Source organism: Tepidisphaeraceae bacterium (assembly GCA_035998445.1).
In the GTDB taxonomy this organism is placed as follows: Bacteria; Planctomycetota; Phycisphaerae; order Tepidisphaerales; family Tepidisphaeraceae; genus DASYHQ01.
This window is the reverse complement of sequence record DASYHQ010000033.1, coordinates 158,407-175,877: the sequence shown is the minus strand read 5'-3', so window position 1 is coordinate 175,877 and position 17,471 is coordinate 158,407. Positions and strand designations below refer to the sequence as shown.

General features: G+C 62.3%; 18 protein-coding genes and 1 pseudogene. 12 read left to right on the top strand and 7 right to left on the bottom strand.

Annotated elements, in window-relative coordinates; translation table 11 throughout:
* Positions 1-13: 13 nt before the first annotated feature.
* Genes VGN72_14210 through thyX form a run of 4 tightly spaced genes read right to left on the bottom strand, consistent with a single transcriptional unit; the run spans position 14 to position 2,526 of the window.
* The gene (locus tag VGN72_14210; GenBank protein HEV7300515.1) at positions 14-865 is read right to left on the bottom strand and encodes a TIGR00730 family Rossman fold protein; all 852 of its coding nucleotides are present in this window, start codon (positions 863-865) and stop codon (positions 14-16) included.
* A 30-nt stretch (positions 866-895) separates the two neighbouring features.
* Positions 896-1,369 (bottom strand): SMI1/KNR4 family protein, encoded by a 474-nt coding sequence (locus VGN72_14205; protein ID HEV7300514.1) that lies wholly within the window; start codon positions 1,367-1,369, stop codon positions 896-898.
* A 12-nt stretch (positions 1,370-1,381) separates the two neighbouring features.
* Complete coding sequence (locus VGN72_14200; protein ID HEV7300513.1) at positions 1,382-1,609, bottom strand: hypothetical protein; 228 nt, start codon at positions 1,607-1,609, stop codon at positions 1,382-1,384.
* Positions 1,610-1,632: 23 nt separating this feature from the next.
* Positions 1,633-2,526: an FAD-dependent thymidylate synthase gene (thyX, locus tag VGN72_14195; GenBank protein ID HEV7300512.1), complete on the bottom strand. Its 894-nt coding sequence runs from the start codon at positions 2,524-2,526 to the stop codon at positions 1,633-1,635.
* 179 nt (positions 2,527-2,705) lie between these two features.
* Here thyX and VGN72_14190 point away from each other — a divergent pair, with 179 nt between their 5' ends.
* The gene (locus tag VGN72_14190) at positions 2,706-4,502 is read left to right on the top strand and encodes a TolC family protein (protein HEV7300511.1); all 1,797 of its coding nucleotides are present in this window, start codon (positions 2,706-2,708) and stop codon (positions 4,500-4,502) included.
* A 311-nt stretch (positions 4,503-4,813) separates the two neighbouring features.
* Here the strand turns inward: VGN72_14190 and VGN72_14185 are convergent, their stop codons facing one another.
* Both VGN72_14185 and bshB1 read right to left on the bottom strand, forming a co-directional pair.
* Positions 4,814-5,266 (bottom strand): DUF1844 domain-containing protein, encoded by a 453-nt coding sequence (locus VGN72_14185; GenBank protein HEV7300510.1) that lies wholly within the window; start codon positions 5,264-5,266, stop codon positions 4,814-4,816.
* Between the two features lie 81 nt (positions 5,267-5,347).
* Positions 5,348-6,025 carry a bacillithiol biosynthesis deacetylase BshB1 gene (gene bshB1 / locus VGN72_14180; GenBank protein HEV7300509.1) on the bottom strand — a complete coding sequence of 226 codons (678 nt, stop codon included), beginning with the start codon at positions 6,023-6,025 and terminating at the stop codon, positions 5,348-5,350.
* A gap of 821 nt (positions 6,026-6,846) precedes the next feature.
* Between bshB1 and dcd the strand changes: the two genes are divergently transcribed.
* From dcd to VGN72_14135, 9 genes are all read left to right on the top strand, one after another.
* Positions 6,847-7,407, top strand: a complete 561-nt coding sequence (gene dcd / locus VGN72_14175) for a dCTP deaminase (protein HEV7300508.1) — start codon at positions 6,847-6,849, stop codon at positions 7,405-7,407.
* Positions 7,408-7,448: 41 nt separating this feature from the next.
* Positions 7,449-7,922 (top strand): hypothetical protein, encoded by a 474-nt coding sequence (locus VGN72_14170; GenBank protein ID HEV7300507.1) that lies wholly within the window; start codon positions 7,449-7,451, stop codon positions 7,920-7,922.
* Positions 7,923-8,088: 166 nt separating this feature from the next.
* Positions 8,089-12,768 carry a hypothetical protein gene (locus VGN72_14165; GenBank protein HEV7300506.1) on the top strand — a complete coding sequence of 1,560 codons (4,680 nt, stop codon included), beginning with the start codon at positions 8,089-8,091 and terminating at the stop codon, positions 12,766-12,768.
* 54 nt (positions 12,769-12,822) lie between these two features.
* The gene (locus tag VGN72_14160; GenBank protein HEV7300505.1) at positions 12,823-13,086 is read left to right on the top strand and encodes a hypothetical protein; all 264 of its coding nucleotides are present in this window, start codon (positions 12,823-12,825) and stop codon (positions 13,084-13,086) included.
* Positions 13,083-13,289: a type II toxin-antitoxin system HicB family antitoxin gene (locus VGN72_14155; GenBank protein HEV7300504.1), complete on the top strand. Its 207-nt coding sequence runs from the start codon at positions 13,083-13,085 to the stop codon at positions 13,287-13,289. The genes VGN72_14160 and VGN72_14155 overlap by 4 nt, the downstream gene beginning before the upstream one ends.
* A 31-nt stretch (positions 13,290-13,320) precedes the next feature.
* The gene (locus VGN72_14150) at positions 13,321-13,533 is read left to right on the top strand and encodes a type II toxin-antitoxin system HicB family antitoxin (protein HEV7300503.1); all 213 of its coding nucleotides are present in this window, start codon (positions 13,321-13,323) and stop codon (positions 13,531-13,533) included.
* 1,197 nt (positions 13,534-14,730) lie between these two features.
* Entirely contained in the window at positions 14,731-14,958 is a 228-nt protein-coding gene (locus VGN72_14145) for a hypothetical protein (GenBank protein ID HEV7300502.1), read from the top strand.
* Between the two features lie 516 nt (positions 14,959-15,474).
* The gene (locus tag VGN72_14140) at positions 15,475-15,726 is read left to right on the top strand and encodes a hypothetical protein (protein HEV7300501.1); all 252 of its coding nucleotides are present in this window, start codon (positions 15,475-15,477) and stop codon (positions 15,724-15,726) included.
* Positions 15,727-15,767: 41 nt separating this feature from the next.
* The gene (locus VGN72_14135) at positions 15,768-15,929 is read left to right on the top strand and encodes a hypothetical protein (protein HEV7300500.1); all 162 of its coding nucleotides are present in this window, start codon (positions 15,768-15,770) and stop codon (positions 15,927-15,929) included.
* A gap of 40 nt (positions 15,930-15,969) precedes the next feature.
* Here VGN72_14135 and VGN72_14130 read toward each other — a convergent pair whose 3' ends face one another.
* On the bottom strand, positions 15,970-16,266 hold the full coding sequence (locus VGN72_14130) for a zf-TFIIB domain-containing protein (GenBank protein ID HEV7300499.1): 297 nt from the start codon (positions 16,264-16,266) through the stop codon (positions 15,970-15,972).
* Between the two features lie 269 nt (positions 16,267-16,535).
* Between VGN72_14130 and VGN72_14125 the strand changes: the two are divergent.
* Together VGN72_14125 and VGN72_14120 are read left to right on the top strand one after the other, a co-directional pair.
* Positions 16,536-16,946, top strand: a pseudogene (locus VGN72_14125) (DinB family protein).
* A 198-nt stretch (positions 16,947-17,144) separates the two neighbouring features.
* Positions 17,145-17,366, top strand: a complete 222-nt coding sequence (locus VGN72_14120; protein ID HEV7300498.1) for a hypothetical protein — start codon at positions 17,145-17,147, stop codon at positions 17,364-17,366.
* Positions 17,367-17,471 lie beyond the last annotated feature (105 nt).

Below are 17,471 nucleotides of genomic sequence, written 5' to 3'. Positions count from 1 at the left end.
TGGGTGTTTTCCTTTACTGCACGGGCTTGCGCGACGGCTTGGCGTGCTTCTTCGTCGTTGGCTTCGCCCGGCGACCGTATCGCGTACCTTCACCTGTCGTAGCGGCCTCGCCTTGCGATGCGATCGACGACGCGGCGGCCGCCGCCTCGGCGGTGGCGCCTGGCGCGGGCGCGGGGACCGGCTGTTCATCCAAGGGACGCCACCACGGCTTCTTCATCCCCGCCACCACCTCTCGCACTGCGTCGGTGGGCGTGTCGACGATGCGGAAGATGTCGGTGTCCTCGACGTCGATGTAGTACGTCCCCATCTGCGACTTGATCCACCCGACCAGGCCCGACCAGTACGCGCTGCCGTACAGCACGATCGGCATCGGCTCGATCTTCAGCGTCTGCACGAGCGTCAGCACCTCGAACAATTCATCCAGCGTGCCGAACCCACCGGGAAAGACGATGAACGCGCCGCTGTACTTCACGAACATCACCTTGCGCACATAGAAGTAGTGGAAGTCGAGCGGGACTGTCTGATAGCGGTTCCCCTCCTGCTCCTGCGGCAGCGTGATGTTCAGCCCAACACTGGTCCCCTTGGCCTCGAACGCCCCCTTATTCCCCGCCTCCATAATGCCTGGCCCACCCCCGGTGATGATGGCGTACTTCTTCTTCACCAGCAGCCGGGCGGTCTCCTCGGCCGCCTTGAAGTACGGGTCGTCCGGCTTCGTGCGCGCGCTACCGAAGATCGTCACCGCCTGCCCCACGCGGCCCATCACCTCGAACCCTTCCACGAACTCGGACATGATCCGGAAGATCCGCCACGACTCGTTGGCGTCGGGCAACAGTTGGCGCGTTTGGATGGGGGGAAGGTCGGGCATTAAGCTCCTTGCGGCAACTGAACGTTGTCGCTATTCAAACTGGCGGCCCCGCGCGACGAAGTCGCGAAACATGTCTTCGAAGTCGGCGTAGGTCTGTTGTCTATCGCTTCGATGTCTGACGATTCGAACAAACTGCTGATCGGTCAAATCGTACCCGTATTGGTCACCTCCGTCCGTCGCTAGTCCGAACGGGATGAACTCCTCTTCGCCTATGTCAACCACCTGCGTTTCGTAGGCATCCAGCAATCCTTCAGTCCACGGGAAGTCCGCGCCAGATTCTGTGCGCGTGATTAGACCGAACAGCGCCGCACCACCACATTCGATACCGTCTTCGATCCGGCAGATGTCTAAGTAGATTGCTGGAAGGTCGAACCCGAACTGTTCCTGAAAGCGCCTGGCGGTTTCGCGGACCACCTCTTCCGGCACTGGGCCGCGACGGGCAAGCCCCGCATTTGCAAGATACGCGACTCTTTCGTGAACGAACGTTTCAATGTCCTGTTTCATCGACTGATCTCACTAGAGCCTACGCAGCCGCTTCTTGGCCTCACTCCACGGAATGAACTTCTGCGTAAGATCGGCTTTTATGCGTTTGATCTCCGCAATGTCCGCCAAGTCTTCTGCCGAAGGGATGCGCCTTTTGCGCTTGGCTTGCCCGGATTTGGCGGACCGCTTCAGTCGCAGGTATTCCGCTTCGGGTATTACGACGAACTTTTCACCCAGCAGAGTGATCGTTGGCACCGGCATCGCAGTCTCCCAATACAGGCTCACTACAACCCCAGCTTCCCCTTCTTAGCTTCCCACTCCGCCGTCTCGCGCTTGTTGGTTGTGTTCAGGGGTTGGCCGGACTTGATGGCCTCGATCTCGAGCCGCGTGAGGTGCATGGCCTCGAAGTCGTAATCCAAGAACGCCTGGGCGGCCACCGGCACCACGGGGCGGATCAGCTCGAACATGGCCCACGCGTAGTCGCGAATTTCCTGCTGGGCGTGGGGGTCCATGCGCAGGCTGAGGAAGCGCAGCAGGTTGTGCAGATCCACCTTCCAGTACCACTCGGTGTACACGCTAGCCGGCAGCGCGATGCGGGCAATCTCGCGGGCGACGCCCTTGTCGATGAAGTGCTGGTACTTCTCGTAGCTGCGTTCGATCTCATCCAGGTAGTCCAGAAACTCCTGGCCCGTCGCGACGTCGGTCGGGCCTTCGCCGCCCTGACGATTGCTGGTGCTCTGCTTGCGCACGTTATCGAGGCTGGGGCGGTAGAAGCGGTCCTTCACGATGCTGTACCGCGCGCTGTACTCGTTCACGTTGGCAGTGCGATGGCGGATCCATTGCCGTGCGATGAAGATCGGCATCACGTGGTGGAACTTGAACTCGACCATCTCGAACGGCGTCGAATGCCGGTGCCGCGCGAGGTAGCGAATGAGGCCGGTGTCCTCGTTCACCAGCTTGGTCCCCTCGCCGTACGACACGCGCGCCGCCTGCACGATGGCAAAGTCGGCGGTCTTGCCCTCGGGGACGAGGCGCGGCATCACGTCGACCAGGGCAACGAGGCCGTGGTCGTGAATCTTCATCTCCCAGCGGGCCGCGCCATCCATGATGTCGCGGACGGGGGCTTCGAAGGACTTTCGTTCGATCGCGGGCGTGCTGACGGTGGCCGATTCACTCATGCCCGGGATCATACTGTCGCGCGTTGCCGGCGCGAAACGATGTGGACCCGCCGCGACATGAAGTCCAGAGGTCACCCGCGGTCGACATTTTTCCAGTTGACAGCCTCAACCTTGTTGGAAAGCGGCCGCGCCGTTCCTACAATGCCCGCCCAAACACGGATGGAGCATACTGAATGGGCATGATGCGGAAGCGGAAGACGAGCGTACTGGTTCTGGGCTTGGCGATTGCCGGTTGCAACGCGGCCGAGCCACCACCATTTCGCCCGCGGGCGCTGCAGTCGGACGAGCGCGCCCGTTCCAGCGAGTTCTCACCGGCGGCCATGCCGCCCCTGCCGACGACGTTCGTCAGCCCGCTCGACGCGCCCCCCGAACAGCAGGCTCAGCCCGCCACCGGCAACCGCACCACCCGCGCTGCGACCCGCCCGACCACCGGCCCCACCACGCGTGACAGCGGTGGCATCGCCGGGCCGTCCACCGCGCCGGTCGTCGAACTGACGACCCCTGAGTTGTTCGCGGAAACCGAACGCATCGGGCTCAAAGAAGTCATCCAGCGAACGATCGCGTACAGCCTGGACGTAAAGATCGCCAGCTTCGACCCCGCAGTCGAAGCGACACGCGTGATCGAGGCCGACGCGCGGTTCGATCCCGCGCTCTTCGCGAACCTGCAATACCAGGACTCGAAGATCCTCACGCCCGCGCAGGGCCTGCAGACAGGCAATCCATTTGACCCGACCATCTCGCGCGTCACTCAGGGGCAGACCGGCATCCGCCAGATCCTCACCAGCGGCGGGCAGGTCGAGCTGCGTACGGGCATTCAGCGCATCTCGCGCAACGTGCAGTTCGGCGTCAACCCGTACTACCTGAACGACATCACGTTTCAGGTCACGCAACCGCTGTTGCGCGATGCGGGCTTTACCGTAAACCAGGCGCGCATCGTGATCGCCCGCAACGCCCAGCGGGTGTCGCTGCTCGAGTTCCGCAAGGCGATCGAGGACAACCTCGAGCTGGCCGAGCGCACCTATTGGCAGCTCGTGCAGGCCGAGCGCGAGCTTCTGATCGCCGAGCGGCTGTACAACGAGACGCTGAGCACGGTCGACCTGCTGCGCAAGCGTATCGGGCAGGACGTCAGCCGCGTGCAGGTGTCGCAGGCGTTCGCCAGCGCCGAGAGCCGCTCCGCGGCGCTGCTTCGGGCTCGGCAGCAGGTGCAGAACCTGTCGGACCAGCTCAAGCGCGTGATGAACGACCCGGACATGCCCGTGTCGTCCGGCACCACCCTGCTGCCGGCGTCGGACCCGGTGGAACTGCCCGTCTCATTCGTGCTGGAAGACCAGATCAAGACCGCCCTCGATTTCCGCCTGGAACTGGGCCAGCAGCAGCTGCGCATCGACTCGGCGTCGATCGCGGCCAGCGTGGCCAAGAACAACCTGCTGCCGTCGCTGAACCTGCAGGGCACGTACGGCCTGCAGGGCATCGGCGAGGACATCGACGGCGCCTACAGCACGCTGGGCGACCAGGAATACAACACGTGGTCGCTCGGGTTCGTCTTCGAGATCCCGATCGGCAACCGCGCCGCCCGCGCGATTCATCAGCGGGCTTTGCTGCAGCGGCAGCAGGCGATCGAGAGCTACCGCAGCCTGATCGAGCAGGTCGCGCTGGACGTGAAGCAGCAGTTGCGCGACGTGGAGGTGAGCTACAACGAGATCGCCGCCACCCGCCGGGCCCGCTTCGCCGCCGCCGACAACCTCGCCGCGTTACAGCAGCGCGAGGACAACCAGGAACCGCTGACCCCCGAGTTCGTCAACCTGAAGCTTGACGCCCAGGCTCGCCTGGCCGAAACCGCCCGCGCCGAGGCCGCCAGCATCAGCAACTACAACACCGCCATCGCCCGACTGGAAAAGGCCAAGGGAACGCTGTTGCGCTACAACAACGTTGAGATGGAACAGGAGCCCCGGCCATTCGGTTCACGGCCGCGGTAAGCGACGGGTCGTTGTTAGAATCTGTAGGAACGAAGCGGGCCGGTGCAGCGATGCACCGGCCCGCGGGCGTTTGATCAGTGGCTTTCCTCTCTCACTCCGGCGGCTTTGCACGAGCAGAGCGTGGGCTCTGGCGCCCAGTGGGTTGATCGCGCGTTAGCCATAGCGCGAACCAAACCGCACCTGCGACGATAACCGCGTAGAGTAAAAAGAACGCGGGTACCAGATAGCCGAAATTCCAGAATTCGCTAGCAAGGAGGATCATGTAGGTCTGCATAACGCGCGCAGAATGAGGGCACGAATTCCTCAGGCACCTACAGGTACTGCGACGCCACTGACACGTACCGCATGCGCGTCTCGTACAGCGCCGCGTCCAGCACGCGTTGTTCGTCGGCGGTCAGGTTGCCCTTGGTCTTGTCCTCCAGCACCGCCAGCGTGTCAATCTGGTGCTTGGCCATGTCCAGGTTAATGCCCTCAGGCCCCTGCGATCCGAGTTCGCCCATGTAAAAGAGTGCCTGCGTCAACGCCGTCTGCACGAGCGTCGCGAACGACGCCGGCGGCATCTCGCGCGGGCCGCGTGCACTGGCGGCCGACCCACGGCCCGCAGTTGGCGCCGCGGCACTCGCACCCGTGGTCGGGGCGGCCGCGGCCGGGTTGGCGGGCGGCGCGGACCGCTTGGCCTGTTCCTCTGCTAAGCGCTTCTTCTCCTCCTGCGCCTGCTTCTTCCAATCAGTATCGATATGCAGCGAAAACGAATCGTCGGCCATGGCGTGCTCCGGTAATCAGTAAAGCTATAGCCTATGTGCAACGGCCGGAATGGCCAAGGGCCGATGGGCCGGAAACGTCCCTTAGACGAGCTGATCCAATCCTCCCAACCCCAGCACTTCCCGCGTGAAGAACGGCTCGGCGTGCGCCACTCCAATCCGGTTCCCGAAGTACGCGGTGATCTGCCCCACCATCTCCGGCACGTGGCCGCTGTTGCCGACGAACTGGCTGGCGTAACACTTCACACTTTCGATCTTCGTCGCGTAGGTGTCGCTGATATCGATGCAGAACGTCGGGTCGAAATTCATCTTCAGGTGCGTGCAGAAGTAATAGATGATGCGCTTCGGATGCCACGGCGAGCCGTGGATCGTGTCGCACTTGGTCAGCTTCGCATCGAACCGCGCGTCCTCCGCGATCTTCGTGACGGCAACGTGATCCGGATGCGCATCGATCGGGTACGGCACGAACATCACGTCCGGCTTGTGCTCGCGCACCACGCTCGCCAGCTTGTGCCGGGCCTCGATCGTGTGCTGAACCATACGATTGTGCAGCCCCAGGTTCGACCGCGACACTCCCAGCACCTTCCCTGCGGCCGTCCATTCCCTCTCCCGGATCTCTGGACTGCCGAACGGCGTCGGCTCGCCGTTGGTCATGTCGACGATATGCACCCGATGCCCCGCCGCCTTCAGTTTCAGAATCGTGCCCCCCATGCCAAGCTCAGCGTCATCCGGATGCGGGGCGATAACGAGGAAAGATGCCATGGGAAGACTTTAGTCGGTGCAGATGGGGCCGTCGAATGGAGGGCAAAGGCGAAATCCCAAGCTCCAATGCCAAACAAATGACCAAAGGCCAGATCCGAATCAGAAGGGATTCCGCTCGGTGTCCGCCTCTGTGCTCTTTGTTTCCTCTGTGGTTCAACCTCTTCCTCTTGACCAAATACGGGGGAGAGGAGGACAGGGGGAGAGACACAGACTCTTCCTTGGCGGTACTTCAACTCCACCTCCCCACCCGCCGATTCGGCGTGGCGTCGCACCCGAAAGCGTCATCCTGTCGATGTCGCCCCCACCGCCGCTGGCACCACAAGATCTGGTGCACTTTTCCACCGTCCGAGAACCGTCAGTTGTCCACTATGTGCAAAACTTCGGTGGATAACATGGGCCGCACATCACCAAGATTCGGCCGGACGAAAATTCACGATAACCTAACCATTGTGAAGTCTTCGCCTTACACACCTCTCACCGACCACTGCGCTACATTTAGTGAAGATAAAGTTGAAGAACACAAGATGTAGTGTAATATTCCGGTTCGTTCGCGAACTTGGGCAAGTTGGCGGGCGTATGTGTGCTGGCGGGCCAAGTGGGAGATCGGGTCGACCGATTGGTGGCACGCCGGTTGTTCAGCAGATGCGTCAGGGCACAAGAAGCGGCCGATGGACGCAGGCCGTGGGGCAGATTCAATTCCGTCGTCAGGAAGACGACCTCAAAACTGATTTTCGCACGACCCATCGCGGTTCGTCACGGGCGGAGTCCCGAAGCTATCGCGAGTCCGGTCGCGCATCGACTTTTACTGAGGACGTACCATCATGGGCATCTTGTGCGATACCCAAATCCGTGAGCTCGTCGGCATCGAGCCCTTCCAAGACAACGAAAAGCGCCCCGGCCGCGTCAGCTTCGGTGTCAGCAGCTACGGCTACGACATAAGGGTCGGGTCGGTCTTCAAGATATTCACCAACGTCAACTCCGAGGTGATCGATCCGAAGAACTTCTCGGAACGCTCCTTCGTCACCGTCGACACCGATGAGACGGGTAAAGATCACGTCCTGATCCCGCCGAACAGCTTCGCGCTGTGCGAGACGGTGGAATACGTCGACATCCCGCGCGACGTGCTGGCGATCTGCGTCGGCAAGAGCACGTATGCCCGCTGCGGCATCATCGTGAACGTGACACCGATCGAACCCGAATGGCGCGGCAAGATCACGCTGGAAATCAGCAACACCACCCCCCTGCCCGCCAAGATCTACGCCAACGAAGGCATCGCGCAGCTGATCTTCCTGAAAGGCGATCGCACGTGTGCCGTCAGCTACGCGGACAAGAAGGGCAAGTATCAGGACCAACCCGGCCTGACGCTGCCGCGGGTGGATTAGCGAGGACGCTCGAGTGAGGCGGCATGCCTTGCGGACGACGGATGATGCGATCTAGCCAATGTTGTCGCCTTGGACTGACGCTCGCTTTGCTCCTGCTCGCCGGTTGCGACAAGAACAAGGCGGTTGCCACGCCCGACCCGGACGCTCCAGGTTGGGCTGCGACGCAGCCGGTGTCGACCGAGTTGGAAACCGTGGTGACGCAGTCGCGGCGTGCGTTGTCCACGCCGGTCAACGCATTGCCGGTAACAAAGGGCACGTTGCCGTTGGTCTACATCGTTGAGTCGACGGCCGTAGTTCGAGTCGTGGATGAAACGACCAAGAAGACATTAACCACCGCCAACGTCATTGGTGGAAATATTCTGTCCGTCGCTACGTCCGGCATCACGATCGGCTCGCAGAAGCTAACCGACCGCCAGCTGGAGGCCGACCATCAGTACGCGGTGTATCTCGATTCCGACTCCGGCGGCGAAGTTCGCTCAACGCATGTTCGACCGACGTTGCGGTCGGATGAATGACAGCCATGTAGGGTCCGTTAGAGCGGACCCTACGAAGAGAAGCAACACTTGCGACCCCGAGCTGCGGGGCCCTTGCTCCTAGGGCCTCGCGTCCCGCGATCGCTGCGGAAACCATTTATCTGTTCCACATCCATACAGGATTCTGTACCCGGAAGGACTCTCGGCCATGAAGATCAACCGTCGATTCACCAAGCAGGGACAAGACGCATACGCCACCGTCGACTACGAGCGCCGCACCAGCCGCATCAGCAAGCCGGATGGCTCGATCGTCTTCGAGATGACCGACGCGGAGATTCCCAAGCCCTGGAGCCAGGTCGCGACCGACATCATGGTCTCCAAATACTTCCGGAAGGCGGGCGTGCCGCAGGTGGACAGCGACGGCAACCCGATCCGCGATGGGCAGGGCAAGCAGGTGCTGGGGCCGGAGAAGTCGGCCAAGCAGGTTATTCATCGCCTGGTCGGTTGCTGGCGCTACTGGGGCGAGACGCACGGCTACTTCGACACCGCCGAGGACGCGCAGGCGTTCTACGACGAGCTGTCCTACATGATGCTGCACCAGATGTGCGCCCCCAACAGCCCGCAGTGGTTCAACACGGGCCTGAACTTCGCCTACGGCATCACCGGGCCGGCCCAGGGTCACTTCTACTGCGACCCGGTCACCGGCGAGCTGACCAAGGGCACCGACGCCTACACCCACCCGCAGCCGCACGCCTGCTTCATCCAATCCGTCTCCGACGATCTGGTGAACCAAGGCGGCATTATGGACCTGTGGACGCGCGAGGCGCGCCTGTTCAAGTACGGCAGCGGCACCGGTTCCAACTTCAGCCGCCTGCGCGGTGAGAACGAACCGCTGAGCGGCGGTGGCAAGAGCAGCGGGCTGATGTCGTTCCTGAAGATCGGCGACCGCGCCGCCGGCGCGATCAAGAGCGGTGGCACCACCCGCCGGGCCGCCAAGATGGTCTGTCTCGACCTCGATCACCCGGATATCGAAGCCTTCACCAACTGGAAGGTGCGCGAAGAGCTGAAGGTCGCCGCGCTCGCCGAGGGCATCAAGGTGCTGGCGAAGGATCAGCAGGAACTGGCCAAGAAGCTCGGCCTGAAGCTCGACTACGATTTTAATGGCGAGGCTTACTACACCGTTAGCGGTCAGAACAGCAACAACTCGGTCCGTATCCCCAACCGCTTCTTCAAGGCGATCGAGGAAGACGGCGACTGGCAGCTCACCAACCGCACCAACGGCAAGGTCGCCAAGACGCTGAAGGCGCGCGACCTCTGGGAACAGATCTCCTTCGCGGCCTGGCGCTGCGCCGACCCTGGCGTGCAGTACGACGACACGATCAACCAGTGGCATACCTGCCCGCGCAGTGGCCGCATCAACGCCAGCAACCCCTGCGTGACCGGTGACACGCGCGTCCTGACGCCCGGCGGCATCTGGCGGCGCATCGACCAGATGATCCACCTGCCGACCCGCGTCATCACCAACCTGGACGGTCAGGAAATCCACGTTACCGACGGCGCCTTCCCCACCGGCACCAAGGACGTCTACGAACTGACCACCGCCGGTGGCTACAGCGTGAAGCTGACGGCCGACCACAAGGTCTTCACCAAGGGCCGTGGCTGGGTGGAGGCCCAGAACCTCACCAGCACCGATGAAGTCCGCCTGCCCAGCAAGCCCGCAGCCGTCAAAGAGATCGGCGAGCCGCAGGACCACCGCTTCTTCCAGCTGCTGGGCATCTTCTTCAGCGAATGCAACGCCGGCAGCACCGAGCTGCGCCTCGACTGCATCAACGACGCGACGCAGATCGAGCAGTTCGTCGAGTACGTCGCCACCACCTGGGGCGACCGCGCCTACGCCGACGACTACACCACGGCCAGCGACGCCGGCATCACCGCCACGAAGTCGGCTAGCGCCGACGATTCGGACACGATGACCGCCACGCTGACCAACCGCCGGCTGCTGGCGCGCCTGAAGGCGTTCGTCCGCAGCGACAAGGGCACCCGCCGCCTGAGCGACGAGGCCTTCACCGCCGGCCTGGCTGCCCAGCGGCACCTGTTGCGCGCCCTGTTCAGCGCCGACGGCATCATCACCGACAACACGATCGAGCTCCCCGGCACGCTCGGCCTGCTGCAGGACATCCAGATGATCCTGCTGGGCTTCGGCGTGCAAAGCTCCATTCAACCGCTAACGCACGACGGCGGAGCCGTCGCGGGCGGAGCGCCTTCGGATCGACCGAACCCCAATGGGTCAGGCTTGGCGACAGCGCCGAGCGACGCACTTCCGCGCCACGGCCTGCGTATCGATCCGGACAGCCTCCGCTTTTTTGCACAACACGTCGGTCTACTCCACGGGCGCAAGCACGAGCAACTGATTGACTGCCTCACCCTCCGCTCGGCGCACAACGCCCGCCCCGCGACCGTGGGCGCCCACTACGACGCCGTCGCGTCGTTCACCCACCTCGGCAAGCAGCAGGTCTTCGACCTCACCGAGCCCGTCACGCACTCGTTCATCGCCAACGGCATCACGGTGCACAACTGCTCCGAGTACATGTTCCTCGACGACACCGCCTGCAACCTGGCGTCGCTGAACGTGCTCACCTTCTTCGACGAGAACACGAAGAAGTTCGACATCGAGGCCTACAAGCACGGCACCCGCCTTTGGACGATCGTGCTTGAGATCTCCGTGCTCATGGCCAGCTTCCCGTCGGAAGACATCGCACAGCTGTCTTACAAGTTCCGCACGCTTGGTCTGGGTTATGCCAACCTGGGCGCCATGCTCATGCAGGCCGGCATCGCCTACGACAGCGACAAGGGCCGCGGCATCTGCGCCGCCCTCACCGCGATTTTGACCGGCGAGAGCTACGCCACCAGCGCCGAGATGGCCAAGCAGATGGGCGCCTTCCCCGGGTTCGATGAGAACCGCGCCGAAATGCTCCGCGTCATCCGCAACCACCGCCGGGCGGTGTATGATGTGACCGGGCAGGATTCGAGCCGCCGCGCGATTGGCGACTATGAAGAGCTGGACATCAAGCCCGTCGGCGTCGATGCCCACCAGTTCGACAACGCCGACCCGCTCGCGTCGAAGGTGCTGCTGGCCAGCGCCCAGGAATGCTGGGACCGCGCCCTGAACCTCGGCGAGAAGTTCGGCTACCGCAACGCGCAGACGACCGTCATCGCCCCCACCGGCACCATCGGTTTGCTGATGGACTGCGACACCACCGGCGTGGAACCCGACTTCGCCCTGGTGAAGTTCAAGAAGCTGTCCGGCGGTGGATACTTCAAGATCGCCAACCAGTCGCTGCGTCCCGCGCTCGTGAACCTGGGCTACAGCGCAAGCCAGATCAACGAGATGATGCGCTACGTCACCGGCAGCCTTTCGCTGAAGGACTCGCCGCACGTCAACATCGAAAGCCTGAAAGCCAAGGGCTTCAACGATCACGAGCTGAAGAAGATCGAGGCCAGCCTGCCCGCGCAGTTCGAATTGGGCTTTGCCTTCAGCGCCTGGACGCTGCCCCCGGAGCTGTTCCAGCGCATGGGCATCAGCGAGACGCTCTGGCAGGCGCCGGGCTTCAACATGCTGCAGCACCTGGGCTTCACCAAGAAGCAGATCGCCGAGGCCAACGACGTCATCTGTGGCCGCGGCACGATCGAGGGTGCCCCGCACTTGAAGGACGAGCATCTCTCCGTCTTCGACTGCGCCAACAAGTGCGGCAAGCACGGCCACCGCTTCATCCACTACGAAGGCCACATCCGCATGATGGCCGCCGCCCAGCCGTTCATCAGCGGCGCGATCTCCAAGACCATCAACCTCCCCAACGAGGCCACGATGGACGAGATCAAGCACGCCTACCAACTCTCCTGGGAACTGGGACTGAAGGCCAACGCCCTCTACCGTGATGGTTCGAAGCTCAGTCAACCGTTGAACATTAAGTCTGACGAAGAGTTGGACAAGTCCGAAGACGACGACGAGGAGAACGTCAGCGCTGCCCAAGAAGAAATCGCGCACCACGCAGTCGCCGGACTGGTTGCTTCAGCAACCAGTGCCTCCGCCTCCAACGTCGAACCCGTCCCCACCACCATCATCGAGAAAATCGTCGAGCGCATCGTCGAGCGCCCGTTGCGTCGTCGTCTCCCCGACACGCGTCACGCGATCAACCACAAGTTCGAGATGGGTGGCCACGAGGGTTACATCAACGTTGGCCTGTACGAGGACGGCACGCCAGGTGAAGTGTTCATCACGATGGCCAAGGAAGGCAGCACGATCGGCGGCCTGATGGACGCCGTCGCCACGCTCGTCTCGGTCAGCCTGCAATACGGCGTGCCGGTCGAGTCCCTCGTCCGCAAGTTCGAACATGTCCGCTTCGAACCGAGCGGCATGACGCGCAACCCGGAAATCCCCATGGCCAAGAGCCTGGTGGATTACATCTTCCGCTGGCTCGCCATGGAGTTCGTCCCCGGCTACCGCGAGGCCAACGCCCCCAAGCGTGCCAACAAGAACCCGGCCCAAAGCTTCACCGGCCCGATCAGCACGCCCGGCGGCACGCCGATCGGCCGGGTGATCGAATCCCCCACGCTCCGCGTCGCCCCCGACGCCAAGCCGTTCGACTACGGTTCCGGCCTGGAGGAACAAGTCGACTCTGCCCGAACCGCCCCCTTGCCCGACAGTCACTCTGGCGGCGCCGCCCCCGCCGGCCGCCTCAGCGGCGCCGCCATCCTCGACCCGCTGAGCCAACAGGGCAGCGAAATGCAAGCCGACGCCCCCGGCTGCGACGTCTGCGGATCGATCACCGTCCGATCCGGCACCTGCTACAAGTGCCTGAACTGCGGGAATTCGATGGGGTGCTCGTAGTTCGTGACCGAGTGATTCTTCACGGGGCGGACATTTGTCCGCCCCGCTTTCCATATGCCTACCGTCCCGAAGATCCTCACCGCCGTCCTGTCAGGTCGGTCCGACGCCAACACGCGGTTTTCCGATCTGCGCCGACTGCTCGGCAACTTTGGCTTCGACGAGCGTGTGAAAGGCGATCACTTCATCTACAGCCGATCCGACGTGATCGAAATCCTCAACCTCCAGCCCCTGCCCGGCCGCAAGGCCAAGCCGTATCAGGTGAAACAGGTCCGTCAAGTTGTGGTAAAGTACGGCCTGCAACTCCGGAGACGCCCATGAAGTACGAAGTCATCATCTATTGGAGCGACGCCGATCAGGCCTTCATCGCCGAAGTCCCCGAACTCCCCGGCTGCGCCGCCGACGGCCCCACCAAGGCCAAGGCCCTCACCGCCGTCGAGCGCGTGGCGAAAGAGTGGATCGAGACCGCCCGCTCGTTGGGCCGCCCGGTGCCGGAACCGAAGGGGCGGTTGATGTTCGCGTAGCCGAACCAAGTGCCTTGCGAGAGGCCCCCCCATGCGATACGTCTACGTCATCGAACGCGCCAAAGACGGCACCTATTCCGCCTACGTCCCCGACCTTCCCGGCTGCACCACCTCTGGCGAAACCATCGGCGAAGTGAAGTCCAACATCGGCGACGCCGTCGCGCTGTACGTCGAGGCGCTGCGAGAGAACGGCGAACCCGTTCCCACCCCGACATCGGTAACCGATGTCGTGGAAGCAGCATGACGCAACAGGTGGGCGGTGCTCGCCCTACCAGACTTTAGAAGTGAAGCTGGCATTGACAGACTGACAGTGGCAATTGACAACTAGGTGGGCTCAGAACATGGCGGAAGGAGACGCAGATGATGCCGATTTCCGAAGCGCTCTAACCATCGAGTTCCGTGGTGGGACAGCGGAAAACGGCACAACCGACCTAGAATTGTTCGCTAGCTCACTGACCGGATGGTCAGCATATTTGAACTTGGTAGCGAATGCGGTGGCGTTTGATAAGTTCACTACACAACAACCGTCAGCCGGACCAGTTATTCGTGTTCAGGTTAGCCGTTTACGTACTGGTTCCATCGTTGCCGATCTGAACTGGCTATACGAAGGCCCTTGCAACGAATGCGATTTGGGACGGTGTTAAGCTCACTCTCGTTGGGCTAACGGGTCTACTGATAAAACGGCTTTTGACAGCTAAAGCTCAGCGAAACACCTTCGACAACATCAAGCAACAACTGCGACAGTTGGAGAGTGAGACTGGCCTAACGAAAGCCTCCGACGAAGATCTTCAATTGTTCGCGGAGATGCTAGATGAGTCGGCCCGAGATGCGACTCAAATTGCGGTAGAAGACATTAGTCTGATTGAACTTCGTTCCGATTCGACCGAACCTACTTTGATTCGCCGACCCGACGCTGTAGTACTGACAGTCCCAGCTGCGCATTACCTTCCTAAGGAGGATGATAAGCTTGTGCCCATGTCAATCCGCTTCCTCGGACTTAGTCGCAAGAACGGCTGGGGACGTCTGATCATCGTCGGCCCCCCGACTTACGCTTCGGGAAACGAACATGTTTGCAAAGTCTCGGACAAACTTGTCAAGGCTGTTCGAAATCCCTATACCCTTGCGCTGCACACAGGGGAACCGACGAACGTGTATGCTCGAGAACGACTTTCCAAGTCAGGAAAGACTCGCTACCTCGAAATCGCGGCAATTGCATCGTCGTCACAACTAGATACGGCTCAATCGGTCCCGTTTTAGCTTGTAGGGCGGGATGGAATCCCGCCGGGGGCGTACCACCCGGGTCGCGGCGGGATTGCGTCCCGCGGTGGCGGGTCTGGCAACGGGTCGGCGGGCGGCGCGGGACTTCATCCCGCCCTACGGGTTGGGGGCGGGGGCGACCCTCGCATGAACACGACGATTGTTGACGCGGATGGGCCGGGCGATGCCATATTATCGGCGGGCGGTGGTGGCCGGGGCGACGTTCTTCGTCACGATCGTGACCGGGAGGCGGGAACCGCTGTTTGGCGGCGAGGCGGCCCGGGCGCGATTGCGGTGGGCGATCGGGCGGTGTCCGGGGGCCAGGCCGTTCGAGGTCGATGCGATTGTGCTGCTGCCCGGCTCCGCCCGTCCATCCTTGGCCGCGGCGTCCCGACGGTTTCTGTCACCGTGAAAAGATCTTCACCGACTCGCAAAAGATCTTTTGCGACCTTCCAGGAACAATTTAGACCCGCAAAAGATCTGGCGGCCTTCTCGAATTTCTTCAGAGCCGCAAAAGATCTCTGGCGACTTTCTCGAATTTCTAGAGAGTCACAAAAGATTTCTGGCAACCTTTGAGAATTTCTGGAGAGTCACAAAAGATCTCTGGCAACCTTCTAGAATTTCCGGAGAGTCGCAGAAGATCTTTTGCGGACCGGATGATTCTTTTCAAACCCTCAAAAGATTTCGAGAGACCTTCAAGAGATCTTTTCCAGACCGAAATGACGCGTTGGAGCGGAGATGATGTCGCTCACACCGCGAAGGTCTTTCGGGCCCACGGCCTTTGGATGCGGGTGTGCGCCAGCCCCGTAATGGGTTCAATGGCGTTTATTATCGGCCGGCGGCCCGCGTTTATCGAATATCTCCGACAACCAGTTCTGTAGGGTGTGCGTTATCCACTCGGGCATTAGTGCGTGGCGAGGAACCGCAAATGAGCACTTCGAAACCGGCCGATCCGCTGACGGTCATCGCACACTTCGGCGACGAGGGCGAAGCGCGGCTGGCCGCCGCGCGGTTGGAGATGGAGGAACTCGACGTTCACCTTGACCTCCTCTCCACGCGGCACGGCCTCGGCCCCCGCGCCGCCAAGCTGGCCGTGCCGGCATCGCAGGTGACGGCCGCCGTCGTCTTGCTGCAACAAACGCCCGCTAGGGTGTGGCTGGTGGAACCGCGGGCGTGTTGAGCGGTTCCACGTGCCGCCGCACGGTAGTGGAGGATATCGGCATGAAGAACGATGCTGAGCCGCTTGGATACGAGCCCCGCGCGAACCGGGCCGCGCCGTTCCAATGGCGCAGCCTGATGCTGGGGATCGTCGGAGGGCTTCTGGGCGCGGCCGCTCTTATTGCTGGCTTGATTTACGCAAAACGGAATGGATTCTTTCCGTGAACCCGGCAAGCGAGGCATCACGGCGACGCGTCGTGTGACCTCAGTCGAAGATCTCCGACAACCAGCTCTTCTTGCGTTTGCCGCCGTACTGGTAGCCGTACTTGCTGTCGTCGTTGTCGCGGCGGTAGTTGTAGGGTTGCTGTTGGGGTGGCGGTGGCGCGACAGGTTGGGGGGCGGCCGCCCCTGCGCCGGGGGATTGGCTGGCGGCGCGGTCGAGCAGTTTGTCCAGTTCGCCGCGGTCGAGCCAGATGCCGCGGCAGTTGGGGCAGTAGTCGATCTCGACGCCCTGGCGTTCGGTCATCGTCAAGCGCGTCTCGGGGCAGTTGGGGCAGAGCATCGGGCGGTCCTCCGGCTAGGTTTACGTCGAATGCGTCGTCCTTCGCTGGGCGACGAGCTGAGCAATCGTAGGGCGGCTTTGCCGGGGCGCGGTTTAGAAATCTGGGGGAAGTTTTGAATTGGATCGTGCCGTGTGTGCTAAGCTCGCTCGGCATGTTGATCGACGATGTCACCCCGCCGGCGGCCGATGAGCATTCGCCGTACTTCGAGACGTATATCGGCAAGGTGCGTTCGCTGCCCTTTCGCAAGACGCTGTAACGGCAGCGTGATCAGATTGAACAGCTCATCGGCGGCCTGAGCGATTCGGCGGCCATGATGCTGCATCCGCCTTACACGTGGACGGCCAAGCAGGTGGTGTCGCACATGACCGATACGGAGCGCGTGATGGCGTACCGACTGCTGTCGGTCGCCCGCGGCGAGCGGCAGATGCTGCCGGAGTTCGACGAAAACGCCTACGCCGCGGCGTCGAACGCGAACGAGTTACCGATGACCGCGGTGCTGGCGGAGTTGCTGGCGGTACGCGATGCCAGCATCACACTGCTGCGCAACCTGCCCGCATCGGTCGCCATGCATCGCGGGAACATGAACGGCACACCGATGAGCGTGCGGGCGTTGGCCTACGTGATCGCCGGCCATGCCGAGCATCATCTGAAAATCCTGCAGGAACGGCTGGAGCCATAGGCTGTGACATAGGCCCCGCGCGGTTCTCGTTCACCGTTTGGTTGAGCGAAGCGGGCAGAACACGTCAGTTCGCGGCCATTGATACGCCATTCCCTGAGCCGCGGCGGAACCCTGTTTGCAACGCGTATCGCGGCCCTGACACGACCCGGATTCGTCGGCGAAGTGGGTGGGCCGAACGCGTTCAACAAGGAGTTCATCATGCGACGCGGCATCCCGTTATTCTTCGTCAGCGCCCTCACGCTCGGCATCGCCGGCCTCGGCTGTGATGTGCAGGAGGACAACACCGACGCCCCCCGCGACAATGCGGCCGGTCGAACCGATGGCGACGGCGCGCCCTCCATCAGTGGCAGCGAATCGACCGGCGCCACCGACAACACCCAACGCACCATGCCCGGCGGCAACACCATCCGCACGGATTAACCGTCCGATGAGCGTTCGTCGCCTTTCACGATCGGTGACGGCTGGCTATTCGTCGTTGAACGATGCGGTCGGGCGTGAACGCTTCGTCCGCTGCCTGTTGTGGCC

Excerpts from the sequence above, each read along its gene's own strand:
- VGN72_14210 (HEV7300515.1), bottom strand. The coding sequence starts at position 865 with ATGCCCGACCTTCCCCCCATCCAAACGCGCCAACTGTTGCCCGACGCC.
- VGN72_14205 (HEV7300514.1), bottom strand. The coding sequence starts at position 1,369 with ATGAAACAGGACATTGAAACGTTCGTTCACGAAAGAGTCGCGTATCTT.
- VGN72_14200 (HEV7300513.1), bottom strand. The coding sequence starts at position 1,609 with ATGCCGGTGCCAACGATCACTCTGCTGGGTGAAAAGTTCGTCGTAATA.
- thyX (HEV7300512.1), bottom strand. The coding sequence starts at position 2,526 with ATGAGTGAATCGGCCACCGTCAGCACGCCCGCGATCGAACGAAAGTCC.
- VGN72_14190 (HEV7300511.1), top strand. The coding sequence starts at position 2,706 with ATGATGCGGAAGCGGAAGACGAGCGTACTGGTTCTGGGCTTGGCGATT.
- VGN72_14185 (HEV7300510.1), bottom strand. The coding sequence starts at position 5,266 with ATGGCCGACGATTCGTTTTCGCTGCATATCGATACTGATTGGAAGAAG.
- bshB1 (HEV7300509.1), bottom strand. The coding sequence starts at position 6,025 with ATGGCATCTTTCCTCGTTATCGCCCCGCATCCGGATGACGCTGAGCTT.
- dcd (HEV7300508.1), top strand. The coding sequence starts at position 6,847 with ATGGGCATCTTGTGCGATACCCAAATCCGTGAGCTCGTCGGCATCGAG.
- VGN72_14170 (HEV7300507.1), top strand. The coding sequence starts at position 7,449 with ATGATGCGATCTAGCCAATGTTGTCGCCTTGGACTGACGCTCGCTTTG.
- VGN72_14165 (HEV7300506.1), top strand. The coding sequence starts at position 8,089 with ATGAAGATCAACCGTCGATTCACCAAGCAGGGACAAGACGCATACGCC.
- VGN72_14160 (HEV7300505.1), top strand. The coding sequence starts at position 12,823 with ATGCCTACCGTCCCGAAGATCCTCACCGCCGTCCTGTCAGGTCGGTCC.
- VGN72_14155 (HEV7300504.1), top strand. The coding sequence starts at position 13,083 with ATGAAGTACGAAGTCATCATCTATTGGAGCGACGCCGATCAGGCCTTC.
- VGN72_14150 (HEV7300503.1), top strand. The coding sequence starts at position 13,321 with ATGCGATACGTCTACGTCATCGAACGCGCCAAAGACGGCACCTATTCC.
- VGN72_14145 (HEV7300502.1), top strand. The coding sequence starts at position 14,731 with ATGCCATATTATCGGCGGGCGGTGGTGGCCGGGGCGACGTTCTTCGTC.
- VGN72_14140 (HEV7300501.1), top strand. The coding sequence starts at position 15,475 with ATGAGCACTTCGAAACCGGCCGATCCGCTGACGGTCATCGCACACTTC.
- VGN72_14135 (HEV7300500.1), top strand. The coding sequence starts at position 15,768 with ATGAAGAACGATGCTGAGCCGCTTGGATACGAGCCCCGCGCGAACCGG.
- VGN72_14130 (HEV7300499.1), bottom strand. The coding sequence starts at position 16,266 with ATGCTCTGCCCCAACTGCCCCGAGACGCGCTTGACGATGACCGAACGC.
- VGN72_14120 (HEV7300498.1), top strand. The coding sequence starts at position 17,145 with ATGCGACGCGGCATCCCGTTATTCTTCGTCAGCGCCCTCACGCTCGGC.